The sequence below is a fragment of the Longimicrobium sp. genome, from assembly GCF_036387355.1.
Classification (GTDB): domain Bacteria; phylum Gemmatimonadota; class Gemmatimonadetes; order Longimicrobiales; family Longimicrobiaceae; genus Longimicrobium.
The window spans coordinates 1-12,258 of record NZ_DASVTX010000219.1 but is presented as its reverse complement, the minus strand read 5'-3'; the positions used below and the strand labels follow the sequence as shown (position 1 = coordinate 12,258).

Annotated in this window: 10 protein-coding genes; 8 read left to right on the top strand and 2 right to left on the bottom strand. The window is 71.2% G+C overall.

Going from position 1 to position 12,258, the window contains the following annotated elements; all coding sequences use genetic code 11:
• The first annotated feature begins 760 nt into the window (after window positions 1-760).
• Entirely contained in the window at window positions 761-2,635 is a 1,875-nt protein-coding gene (locus VF665_RS09710) for an ATP-binding protein (RefSeq protein ID WP_331053223.1), read from the top strand.
• 628 nt (window positions 2,636-3,263) lie between these two features.
• Here the strand turns inward: VF665_RS09710 and VF665_RS09705 are convergent.
• Together VF665_RS09705 and VF665_RS09700 are read right to left on the bottom strand one after the other, a co-directional pair.
• A complete protein-coding gene (locus VF665_RS09705; protein ID WP_331053222.1) occupies window positions 3,264-4,742 on the bottom strand; it encodes a 1-acyl-sn-glycerol-3-phosphate acyltransferase in 1,479 nt (492 codons plus the stop codon).
• A gap of 215 nt (window positions 4,743-4,957) precedes the next feature.
• Window positions 4,958-5,545 carry a hypothetical protein gene (locus VF665_RS09700; protein WP_331053221.1) on the bottom strand — a complete coding sequence of 196 codons (588 nt, stop codon included), beginning with the start codon at window positions 5,543-5,545 and terminating at the stop codon, window positions 4,958-4,960.
• A gap of 209 nt (window positions 5,546-5,754) precedes the next feature.
• Here VF665_RS09700 and VF665_RS09695 point away from each other — a divergent pair, with 209 nt between their 5' ends.
• From VF665_RS09695 to VF665_RS09665, 7 genes are all read left to right on the top strand, one after another.
• Window positions 5,755-6,381 (top strand): hypothetical protein, encoded by a 627-nt coding sequence (locus VF665_RS09695; RefSeq protein WP_331053220.1) that lies wholly within the window; start codon window positions 5,755-5,757, stop codon window positions 6,379-6,381.
• Between the two features lie 152 nt (window positions 6,382-6,533).
• Window positions 6,534-7,280, top strand: coding sequence for an energy transducer TonB (locus VF665_RS09690; protein ID WP_331053219.1), 747 nt, complete (start codon window positions 6,534-6,536; stop codon window positions 7,278-7,280).
• 157 nt (window positions 7,281-7,437) lie between these two features.
• Window positions 7,438-8,397: a hypothetical protein gene (locus VF665_RS09685; RefSeq protein WP_331053218.1), complete on the top strand. Its 960-nt coding sequence runs from the start codon at window positions 7,438-7,440 to the stop codon at window positions 8,395-8,397.
• Between the two features lie 70 nt (window positions 8,398-8,467).
• Window positions 8,468-9,112: a YceI family protein gene (locus VF665_RS09680; protein ID WP_331053217.1), complete on the top strand. Its 645-nt coding sequence runs from the start codon at window positions 8,468-8,470 to the stop codon at window positions 9,110-9,112.
• A gap of 8 nt (window positions 9,113-9,120) precedes the next feature.
• On the top strand, window positions 9,121-9,690 hold the full coding sequence (locus VF665_RS09675; protein ID WP_331053216.1) for a DUF488 domain-containing protein: 570 nt from the start codon (window positions 9,121-9,123) through the stop codon (window positions 9,688-9,690).
• Window positions 9,691-9,786: 96 nt separating this feature from the next.
• A complete protein-coding gene (locus VF665_RS09670) occupies window positions 9,787-10,176 on the top strand; it encodes a response regulator (protein WP_331053215.1) in 390 nt (129 codons plus the stop codon).
• Window positions 10,177-10,551: 375 nt separating this feature from the next.
• Window positions 10,552-12,258 (top strand): M3 family metallopeptidase (locus tag VF665_RS09665; RefSeq protein WP_331053214.1); only part of this gene is annotated, 1,707 nt, incomplete at its 3' end.

Here is a 12,258-nt window from a genome sequence, read left to right as displayed (position 1 = left end):
GGGGTGTGGCCCTCACCCCGCGTGCTGCGCACGACGACCCTCTCCCACGAACAGATGTGGGAGAGGGAGCACACGGCAACGGCGGTTTGGAGCGGGCCGGATGGGTTGGCGCGGCGGAGAGAGGCCCCCGCCCCCAGCCCTTCCCAAACAACCCTGGGGGAAGGGAGCACTGGGTACGCGCTCCGGGATCTCGTCCGCACAACAACCCTCCCCCAGTCCGTTTTGGGGGAGGGTGGGTGAGTAATGCGAACCCGGGTGGGGGCCGCCGTGGAGACCGCCATCCAACGCTGGGCTTCTCACCCCGCAGTTGAAGCCCCGACACAGCGCCTGTGGGCACTGTGTCGGGGCTTTCCGCTTTCAGAGCGGCGGATTGATCCGCTCAGGACACCACCCGCCACGCCGGAGTCCGCGCGCAGACCGAAGCTGCCGCCCGCGTGCAGGTGAAGTCCCCCCGTCTGTTGGGGGGACTTTCCGCAGTTGTTGCGGCGACTTCAGTCGCTCAGCAGTCTTGTCAGGCACCAGGCCATGAGACCCGGCGCCCCGGGCTGCCGCCGCGCAGAGCCGGATGATCCCCGCCAAACGATTACGCGGGTTGCGGATGCGGCGAGTTGACACGCGACTGGCGCACTTCTCGCAATTTTGACCACCCAATCAGGGCCCTGCGTCCGAGATCCCCATCCCGACACGCGACCCGACAGTCGGCGCACCCACAGCCCGCACCCGGCGCTTCCGCCACGGCCCCGCCGGGTGTCCCGACACAATGCTCAAGTCTGTAGCCCTGCGCTTCGGCGCGGCGGAAGGCGACGAACCGCTGCAGTTCACGCCCGGACCCATGACGGTGTTCGTGGGGCCCAACAACTCGGGAAAAAGCCTCGCGCTGCGCGAGGTGGAGGAGTTCATCGAGTCGGGCGGGGATTCGCTGCGGCACATCATCCGGCGGCTGGGGATCAAGCTGCCCTCCGACGCCGTCATTGAGCAGATGCTGCGGTCGCGCGCCGTGGGGGTAAAGGACGGGGCCACGGCGGAAAACGAGATCACCGTCCTGCGCCTGCGCTCCCCCGGCGAGTACTCGCGCCGCCGCGCCACCGACACCGCCGAGCCGCTGGTGGAGGCCACGGTAGACATCGCCGCGCTGCTCGCGGCGGCGCAGAACGTGGACCATCCCACGGACGAAGAGCTGGACATCATCTGCCGCGACCTGCTGGGGCTGTTCACCCTGCGGCTGGACGGGCAGACGCGGCTGGCGCTCACGCAGCCCCAGGCCGCCGCGGACCGGGGCGCCAATCCCACCAATCACCTGGGCGTGCTGTTTCGCGACCACGAGGCCCGCGCGCGCATCCGCGAGATCACGGCGGACGCGTTCGGGCTGTACTTCGTGGTGGATCCCACGGCGGGATCGCACTTTCGCGTGCGGATGGCGGAGCGCGCGCCCATGGACAACGACGAGGAGCAGGCCGCCGACGACCGCTCGCGCGCCTTTCACGGCCGCGCCACGGACATCGCGGAGATGAGCGACGGCATCCGCGCCTTCACCGGCCTTACCGCCGCGCTGCTGAGCGCCGACTACCGCATCATGCTGGTGGACGAGCCGGAAGCCTTCCTTCATCCGCCGCTGACGCGCAAGCTGGGGCGCCGCCTGACGCAGCTCGCGGCGGAGCGCGGGGCCAACGTGCTGGTGGCCACGCACTCGCCCGATTTCGTGATGGGGGCCGTAACCAGCGGCCACGCCGTGAACATCGTCCGCCTGACGCACCGCAAGGGGCTCGCGGGGGCGCGCATGCTGGCGGCGCACAAGCTCGAAGCCATGATGCGCGACCCGCTGCTGCGCAGCACCGGCGTGCTGGGCGCCATGTTTCACGAGGGGGCCGTGGTGTGCGAGGCGGACGCTGACCGCGTGTACTACCAGGAGATCAACGACCGCATGCTCTCGCACCGCTCCGGCGGCGCGGACGGCTGCGTGTTCCTGAACGCGCAGAACAAGCAGACGGTGCGGCGCATCATCAAGCCCCTGCGCGAGATGGGGCTTCCCGCCGCGGCCATTCTGGACCTGGACCTCATGAAGGGGCGCGAGGATTTTCGCGACCTGCTGAACGCGGCGTTCGTTCCGCAGGTGTTCTGGGAGCCGTGGGAGGAGGGGCGCCGGCGCCTGCATCAGAAGATGAACAACGCGCACTACAAGGACGGCGGCATCTACCGGCTGAACGGCGAGGCGCGCGAACAGTTCGAGCAGCTGCTGGACAACCTGGCGGAGTACGGCGTGTTTCTGGTGCCCGCGGGAGAGCTGGAGTGCTGGATGCCGGAGCTGGAGGTGGGCGGGCACGGGCCGGAGTGGCTCACGCAGGTCTTCAACCGGATGGGGATGGACCCGTCGGAAGGCGGGTACCAGCGGCCGGGGAGCAGCGGCGTGTGGCGGTTCATGCAGCGCGTGGCCGGGTGGATCGCCGACCCGCGGCGAAGGGGGATGCGCGCGGAAAGCGTCCCCGTGGAGCGGCAGCTGGCGCCCCCGGAGCCGGCGGGGCCGGGCGTGCCCGTGCTGAACCTGGAAACGGTGCATCCGCTGGAACCCGAGCCCGCGCCCGCGCCGCTCCCGTCCGATCCGGGTCCGGACGACGGCGTGCGGCAGGCGGTGGCGTAGGCGGGGTGGACGGATGAGAAGCCCCGGCGCCGAAAGGTGCCGGGGCTTTCTGCTGGACTGCGGCGGCCGGCTGAGCGACTGAAGTCGCCGCAACAACGGCTGAAAGCCTCACGATACTGCCGTGAGGCTGCACCAGCGCGGGCGAGGAGTTCGGTCCCGCACGCAGCGCTCCTGAGCGGATGAATCCGCCGCTCGGAAAGCGGTAAGCCCCGACTCATGGCCGCTGTCGCGCGCACGATCGGGGCTTCAACTGAACGGGGGGGAGAAGCCCGGCGTGGATGGCGGGCACCACGGCGGCCCCACCCGGGTTCGCATTCCTCACCCACCCTCCCTCAAAAAAGACTGGGGGAGGGTCGGTCCGGGCGACAAACTCTGGAGCGCGTACCCAGTGCTCCCTTCCCCCAGGGTTTTTTTGGGGGAAGGGCTGGGGATGGGGGCCTCGCTCCGCCGCGCCACCCGTCCGGCCCGCTCCGGACTGCAGTTGCCGTGTGCCCCCTCTCCCACATCTGTTCGTGGGAGAGGGTCGTCGTGCGCAGCACGCGGGGTGAGGGCCACAGCGGCGGACGGGCACACACCCCGGATCACGCGCCTTCACTCCGGTTCTTCCCTTCTGGACGAGCCCACTCGCTCAAGCGGGCGCGCTCACCGCAGCGGCGGGGGCGGCGACGGCGGTAAAGGGGATGGCGGCCGGCGGCTCGTCGGCGGGGATGAGGTGCGCGATGGAGTTGGCGTAGTATCGCAGGAGCGCGCCTTCTTCCGGATTGGCCGCGTACAGGCCGTCCGTCTCCAGCACCATCCGCCGAAGTGTGAGCATCCGCAGCCCCACGGTTACGGCGTAGTCCATGTCCCGCCGCGGCACGTACACCCGGCCTCCGTGCGCCTCCGCACGCTCCACCAGTTCCGCCACGCGCGCCTTGACCTCCAGCTCGCTCCGCGCCTCTCCGTCGCGCACGAACACGGTGGCGACCAGGGAGACGGGGAGCACCGGGATCACGTGGCCCACCGCCGCCATCAGGTCGGCGCCCAGCGCGGCGACGCGGTCGTGGCGCTGCTCCTTGTCCAGTGCGCGAAAATCCGTCGAGTGCGCGGCGCACCACGCGCGCATGGAAACCGGCGTGCCGAAGTTCACGCAGGCGTAGCCGAAGCGGTGCCAGCGGCTGCGCGCCATCAGCGCCAGGTTCTTGCCGATGAACGTCATCGTCCGTCCCAGCGCGGCAAGAGCGCCCGAGCGGCGGCGTCCGGGCTGCGCATCCAGCAGCAGCGTTCGGTCTTCCAGCGTGCGGTCGTAGTTGATGCCGACGGGCACAAAGACGAGGTCGCGCGCGCCCGCCGGGTCGAATCCGCGGATCATGTAGTCCAGCAGCCCCAGCTTGGGCGGGCGCAGGGTGCCGTCGCGGCTCAATCCTCCCTCCGGATACACGGCCTGGGTCACGCCCGCGTCCGTCGCCATGGCCACGTACCGCTCCAGCACGCGGCGGTACAGGTCGTCGTTGTCGCGCCGGCGGATGAAGTACGCCCCCATCGATCGGATCAGCTGCTGCAGCGGCCACACCCGCGCCCACTCGCCCACCGCGTAGCTGAGCGCCGCGCGCCCCGCGGCCAGGTAGGCGACGAGCACGTAGTCCATGTTGCTGCGGTGGTTCATCACGAACACCACCGTGGATCCCTTCTCGATGGCCGCCAGCCCCGCCTCGTCGCTCCACCCCATGCGCACGCGGTACAGCGCCCGCGCCACCCGCCGCGCCACCGCGTACCCCAGCCGGAAGTACAGGTACGCGTTGAAGGCGGGGACGATCTCCCGCGCGTACTTCTCCGCGCGCGCCACGGCCACGTCCAGCGGCGCGCCCGTGGTGCGCGCGTGCTCGCCGGTTGCGCGGACCACGTGCGGGTCCGACATCAGCCGGTCCACCAGCACCTGCCGGCGTGCCAGGCGAAAGGGCTGGATCTCGATGGGGAGACGGCGGTTGACTTCGTCCAGCACCCGCAGCGTGCGCTGGCGGATGAACCAGCGCACGCCCGGCACCATCAGCCGGTCCAGTACGCAGGCCGCCGCCAGCAGCACCAGCACTCCTGCCAGCCAGGCGGGAAGAGAAACGGTGGCGCCCATGGCACAGGCTCTCGGAGGGGGAAGGGGAGGGCAGCGCTGCCCGGCAATCTACATCCGCCGGAGCGCCGCCCAAATAGCCATGGCGATTCGCGCAGCCCGCCGCCGACCACATGACGGCGCAGAAACATGAGCCCCGTACGGGTCGAGTGATGAAAAGCAGAAACGCGGGCCCGGATTGCCGGGCCCGCGTTGGCGTACGGCCGATCGGGCGAGGATCAGCCGCCCAGGCCCAGCTTTGCCCGCACGCGCTCCGCGACCAGCGCCTCCATGGTCTGCCTGGTGTGGCAGACGGCCATGAGCGCGTTGGCCCCCGTGGAGGCGCGCGCGCTGGCCCGCAGCCCGGTTTCCAGCCGCGACGTGCCGGCGGTGCTCCCCGGCTGCACGGTGGTCTGCAGGTCCATCCGGATCTCGTTCTGCGCCGCGAGTTCGGCGCCGAACTGGCCGGTGCCGCAGTCAAAGAACTGCGACGCGCTGCGGCCCTGGAAGCGGCGGTTCACCACGGCGTTGCGGGCCGCCACCGTGCGGCGCGGCGCATCGGCGGAGGCCGTGAGGCCCAGCTCCTGGTACACGGCGGGGAGCACCGCCCACACCCGGTCCACGGGCGCGGCCACCTCCGCCGCGATCAGGCGGAACTCGCTGGCGGTAGACACGGTCATGGACTCGCCGCTCAGCACCACCTGGGTGTTCTCTCCCCCGGTGGCGCCGGTGGAGCCGCCGGACCGCGGGGACGGGGAGGGAGCAGGCCCAGATGCGGCCGGGGCGCAGGCCGCGAAGGCGAGAACGGCGAACAGGGTTGCACGCATGAGCATCCGGGGTTGCGGGTGGATCGGTGTCGCCACGCAACGTAGGCGCGCGCCCGGCGCCCTGCAATCGGCTGGTCGGCCGAGTTCGGTCGCGTCGTCAGAGCCGCGGGGCGGGAGCCGTTCCGGGGAGGGCGGGCGCGGTGTAGCTTGGCATCGCGGCCTCATCATCCATCCCCCTCCCGCACCCGTCCATCATGCGGACTCTGACGATGCTCCTTGTGCTCGCGGCGTGTGCGGCGCCCCTCCACGGCCAGCGCGTGGAGGCGGTGAACGGCGGGATCGTGTACCGGCCGCCCTGCAGCGCACCGGCGCGCCGCCTCACCCAGTCGGGGATGGATTCAGAGCCGCGGCTTTCGCCCACCGGCACGCGGATCGTGTTTCTGCGCAGGATGCCGGGCGGGTCCGGCCAGTCGGCGGTGTGGGTGATGAACACGGACGGAAGCGGGGCGCGCATGCTGGTGCGGCCGCGTGAGGACGATGCGCCGGTGCGGAACCTGACGGAGATCAAGGCGCCCCAGTTCTCGCCGGACGGCATGCGCGTCTACTTCCTGGCCTCTGCGTGGGCAACCTCGAATGCCGTGCACCAGGTGGACGTGGCGACCGGCGCGGAGCGGTACCTGATCCCGGGGAACACGCTCGAGGTCGTTCCGGCGGGGGACTACGCCGGGCACCTTCTCGTCAACCAGCACCGCTACTTTCTGGCGGGAGGTTCCTACGACTGGGAGTGGCTGTTCACCCCGCAGGGGCGCGAGGTGGGGCCGGTGGGCGAAACGGAGGAAGCGCAGCGGGAGTTCCGCGCCGGCATCCCCCGCCGCCCCGCCGCCCGCTGCCGCTGACGCGTAACGGGCACCGGCGGCCGCAACTCCGCGCCGTTACAAAGAAAAGGGTGGCACCGCGGATGCATCCACACTATCTCTGAGACGGAAGCATCTTGCATTTGTGACCGCGGCGTGACAATCGCGGTCCGTCCCTGCACTCCGGGCCCGCCATGGCCATCCAGCCCGGCCTCGTGCTGATCTGCGCGTCGCTCCTTGCGGCCGCCTGCGCCCCCCTGGCCTCCACCGCCGACGGCGGACCGGGGATGAGCGACACGCGCCCGGGCTCCGACCGGGGCTGCCGCATGGCCACGGAGCCGCGCGCGCTGCCTTCGGCGGACGCGATGGTGGATTCCGCCGCGCTCACGCAGCAGGTCGCGCGGCTGTGGCGGGAGGCGGGCGGGCCGGCCGGGCACGTCGTCCTGGCCATGCGCTACGACGAGCAGGGCCGCAACGTGCGCCGCGACGTGCTGGAGTACCGGGTTGCGGAGCAGATGGCGGACTCGGTGCAGAAGCTGGTGTTCGCCGCGCGGCGCACCACCGCGCCTGCGGAGGCGGAGTGGGGCGTGCGGATGCGGGTGGACGTGGGCGCCGAGCCCGCGCTGCGGGTCACGCGCAGCCGCGAGTGCCGGCCCGCGCCGCTGGAGCGGAGCGACGGGGCACTGGCGGGCACCTTCAGCAACTGGGGCGACGTGCGCGACTCGGCGCCGCCCCCCACCATGGGCGACGGCGGCCTGGTGTGGGTGCGGGTGGCGCTCAGCGCCTCCGGGCACGTGACCGACGTGCGGGTGGAGCGCAGCGCGACGCGCATTCCGGAGCACCGCCTGCTGCAGTACGTGCGGATGATCGCCTTCAACCCGGCCACCGTGGACGGCTACCCGGTGGCGGGCGAAACCTCCATCCCCCTGCGGGTGCGCTGAAGCAGCGGGGGTTCCGGCGCGCCGGAACCCCTTTTCAAGCCGCTTCGGTGCGACTATCCTCCATCCAACGATCGTCACCACCCCCGCCCCGCCGCGGCCGTACGCGCCCGCGTGCGGCGGAGCCGTCCGTGCGTTCCGCCCCCCAGCCCCCGCCCCGATGAGGCTTGCCGCCGCGCTGGCCCTGGTCCCGGCCCTTCTGCTGACCGCGTGCGCCACGGTGCAGCGCGGCCCGCCCACGGCCGCGGGGTACCCGGAAGCGGTGTCGCTGCTGGGTGCGCCGCTGTACACGCCCGAGCTTCCGCTGGAAACGCGGCAGCGGCTGGCGGCGCAGCTGGATTCGGCGTACGCCGTCTACCAGCGCGACCCCGACAACGCCGACGCCATTCTGTGGCTGGGGCGGCGGGTGGCGTACCTGGGCCGCTACCGCGATGCGGTGGCCATCTTTGGCGAGGGGATCCGCAAGCACCCCACGGACGCGCGCTTCTACCGCCACCGCGGGCACCGGCTCATCACCCTGCGCGACTTTGGCCACGCGCAACGCGACCTGGAGCGCGCCGCCCTGCTCATCCGCGGCAGGCCGGACGAAACGGAGCCGGACGGCATTCCCAATGCCCGCAACGAGCCGCGCACCACGCTGGCCTTCAACGTGTGGTACCACCTGGGGCTGGCGTACTACCTGCGCGGCGACTTTACCCGCGCCACCGGCGCCTTTGGCAACGCGCTCGCCGTTTCCCGCAACGACGACGCGCGCGTGGCGGCGGCGGACTGGCTGTACATGAGCTACCGCCGGCTGGGGCGCACCGAGGAGGCGGAAAAGGTGCTGCAGGGCATTCGCCCGGACCTGGACGTGGTGGAAAACCGCGCCTATCTGCGCCGCCTGCGGATGTACCGCGGCGAACTGCCCCCCGACAGCCTGCTGGCTCCCGGGCGCGACGACGCGCTGACGCTGGCCACACAGGGGTACGGGGTGGCCAACTGGTACCTGTACAACGGCAACCCGGAACAGGCCGAGGAAATCTTCTGGCGCATCACCTCGGCCGAGAACTGGGCGCCGTTCGGCTACATCGCGGCGGAAGCGGACCTCCGCCGCATCCTGCGCCGCCGCGGAGAGCGGTAGCGCACCGCAGCCCGCGGGCTTCGCTCCCGAAGCCCGCCCTCATCGTCACCGGACTGAAGGATCTGCTCCAATGCGTGTTTCCACACGGATCGCCCTCGCCGCCGCGCCGCTGCTCGTGATGGGCCTGGCCGCCACCCCCGCCGCCCGCGCGGTGGAGCCCCGTCCCGCGGCGTCCGCCGTGGCGCCGGTCACGTGGCGCATCGACACCGCCCATTCGGAACTCACGTTCCGCATCCGCCACCTGGTAAGCCGGGTGAACGGCAGCTTCAACCAGTGGAGCGGCACCATCGTGGCCGATCCGGCCAGCCTGGCGGGCGGCTCGGTGCAGGTGGACATCCAGACGGCCAGCATCGACACCAACAACGAGCGCCGCGACACGCACCTGCGCTCGGACGACTTCTTTGACGCGCCCAACCACCCCGTCATTACGTTCCGCAGCACGCGGGTGACGGTGAACGGCCGCGACCTGCGCGTGGCGGGCAACCTGACCATGCGCGGCGTCACCAAGCCGGTGGTGCTGGAAGGCCGCATGCTGGAAGTGTCGGGCGCGCCGGGGCGCCGCCGCATCGGCTTCGAGGCGTCCACCACCATCAACCGCATGGACTACGGCGTGTCGTGGAACCGCGCGGCCGAGGGCGGCGGGGTGACGCTGGGCGACGAAGTGACCATCAGCATCGCCGTGGAAGCGGTGGAGCAGGCGCCCGCCGCGTCCTGAGCCGGGGGATGGATGAAAGCGGGCCGGGGGCGCTGTTCACCATCGGCCACAGCACGCGCACGATCGAAGAGTTCGTCGCGCTGCTGGCGGCTAACGGGGTGAACCTGCTGGTGGACGTGCGGCGCTTTCCCGGCTCGCGGCGGCACCCGCAGTTCGGCTCGGAGGCGCTGGTGGCGTCGCTGCGGGAGGCGGGGATCGAGTACCGCCACGCGGAGAACCTGGGCGGGCGGCGGCGCGCGGAGGCGGGCGCGGCGCCCTCGCCCAACACGGCGTGGCGCAACGAGGCGTTCCGGGCCTACGCCGACTACATGGCCACCGCGCCGTTCCGCGCGGAACTCGAGCGCCTGCTGCGCGACGCGGAGCAGCGGGGCGTCGCCATCATGTGCGCGGAGGCGGTGCCCTGGCGCTGCCACCGCCGGCTGATCACGGACGCGCTGCTGGCGCGAGGGGCGCAGGTGTGGGACATCGTGAGCATGGCGGCGCCCGCGCCGGCGCGGATGTCGGAAAGCGCGGTGGTGCTGGAAGGTGGCGGGCTGATCTATCCGGCGACGCCGCAGGCCGACCTGTTCGGGGGATAGCAACCGGGCGCCGATCTTGCGGAAACCGGGTCCGGAGTTCCCGCCGCGGACGGCGCGGCGTTCATCCCATGATGTGTGATCCGTTCTCCGACGCGCATGCCCAGGACCATTCTTCTCGCCGACGACCACGAGGACAACCGGGTGGCGCTCACCGCCGTGCTGGAGCGCGATGGGTATCGTGCGCTGGAGGCGGCGCATGGGCAGGAGGCGGTGGACATGGTGCGGGAGCACATGCCCGACCTGGTGCTGATGGATCTGGCGATGCCGGTGATGGATGGCCGCGCGGCGATGCACGAGCTTCGCGCGGACCCCCGGACAAAGGACATTCCCATCGTGCTGCTGACGGCCATGGCGCTGTCGGTGGACCGCGACCGCATCATGGGCGAGGGGTTTGACGGGCTGCTGATCAAGCCCTGCCTGCCTCCGCACCTGCTGCAGGAGGTGCGGAGGCTCGTCGGCCCGCCGGAGGGCGACGCCGCGGCGTGACCGGCTCGCAGGCGGGTTGACCGACAACGCTCCGTCGTGGATTCCACGGCGGGGCGTTTGTGTCGATGGCTGCGGGGACAGGATGGCGGAACAGCGGTTCGTCAGGCCGGCGCCGTGGGTTGCCGGCCGACGGTTCCGGTGAGGCGCATGATCGTGGCGGTGGCGCCGCGCGGCTCCACCGAACGCCATCAGCTCCCTCCCCGTACCTCGCCACGCCCGCGTCCTCCGCGTGAACCGCCGTTTGCTGCCGTTGCGTCCCCGCAAAGGCACACGGCAGATGCGCGGCGCGGATCTGGCGGGAACCGATGGCGCTTTCCGCGTTACAATGCATCGCGGCCGCCGCGCGGCGGCCTGACACCCGCTCCTCCCAAAGACATGCGCGATTCCCTGATCACCCGCACGGCGGCGCTCGCGCTGGCCGCCGCGACCGCCGCCTGCGCGACCGTGCAGAACAGCAACGACATCTCCGCCGATGCCCCCGCGGCCTCGGCCCCGGCCGCCGCGTCCGCGCACGGCGACAACCCGCTGCTGGCCGCGTGGACCGGGCCGTACGGCGGCATTCCGCCCTTTGACAAGGTGCGCGTCGCGGACTTCAAGCCCGCCCTGGAGGCCGCCATGGCCGAGCAGCTGGCGGAGATCAACCGGATCGCCGCCGATCCCGCGGCGCCCACGTTCGAGAACACCATTGCCGCCATGGAGCGCGCCGGACGCACGCTGGACCGCGTGAGCACGGTGTACGGCGTGTGGAGCAGCACCATGAACGGCCCGGAGTTCCAGACGGTGGAGCGCGAGATGGCGCCGCGGCTGGCCGCGTTCAACGACCAGATCACCGGCAACGAGGCGCTGTTCCGCCGCATTGAGGCGGTGTACAACTCGCCCGACAAGGCGCGCCTGACGCCGGAGCAGCAGCGCCTCACCTGGCTGCGCTACACCAACTTCGTGCGCTCCGGCGCGCGGCTGCGCGGCGAGCAGAAGGCGCGGCTTTCCGAGATCAACCAGGCACTGGCCGGGCTGTACACGCGCTTCAGCCAGAACGTGCTCAAGGACGAGAGCGAGCAGACGCTGGTCATCGACAGCGAATCGCAGCTGGCGGGGCTCCCCCAGTCGCTGCGCGCCGCCGCCGCCGCGGAAGCCGCCACGCGCGGCATGGCGGGCAAGTGGGTCATCAGCAACACCCGCTCGTCCATCGACCCGTTCCTGACGTATTCGGAGAACCGCGCCCTGCGCGAGCGCGCCTGGCGCATGTTCGTGAACCGCGGCGACGCCGGGGCCACGGACAACAACGCCATCATCGCCCAGATCCTGAAGCTGCGGGCGGAGCGCGCCAACCTGCTGGGCTACCCCACGCACGCGCACTGGCGGCTGGAGAACGCCATGGCCAAGACGCCGGAAAACGCCATGCGGCTCATGGAAGCCGTGTGGACGCCCGCCGTGGCCCGCGTGCGCGAGGAGGTGGCCGACATGCAGGCCGTCGCGAACCGCGAGCGCGCCAACCTCACCATCGAGCCGTGGGACTACCGGTTCTACGCCGAGAAGGTGCGCAAGGCCAAGTACGACCTGGACCAGAACCAGGTGAAGCCGTACCTGCAGCTGGACCGGCTGCGCGAGGGAATGTTCTGGGTGGCGGGCGAGCTGTTCGGCTTCGTGTTCACCCCGGTGACGGACGTGCCCGTGTACCACCCGGACGTGACGGTGTACCGGGTAACGGACCGCACCAGCGGCCGGCAGATCGGGCTGTGGTACTTTGATCCGTACGCGCGGCAGGGCAAGCGCTCGGGCGCGTGGATGAACGCCTACCGCAGTCAGGAGCGGGTGGACGGCGAGGTCACGACCATCGTCTCGAACAACGCGAACTTCGTGAAGGGCAAGCCGGGCGAGCCCGTGCTCGTCTCTTGGGACGACGCGACGACGATGTTCCACGAGTTCGGCCACGCGCTGCACGGCCTCAACTCGAACGTCATGTACCCGACGCTCGCCGGCACGGCCGTCGCGCGCGACTACGTGGAGTTCCCCTCGCAGCTCCTTGAGCGCTGGCTGATGACGCCCGAGGTCTTGCAGCGCTTCGCCGTCCACTACCAGACG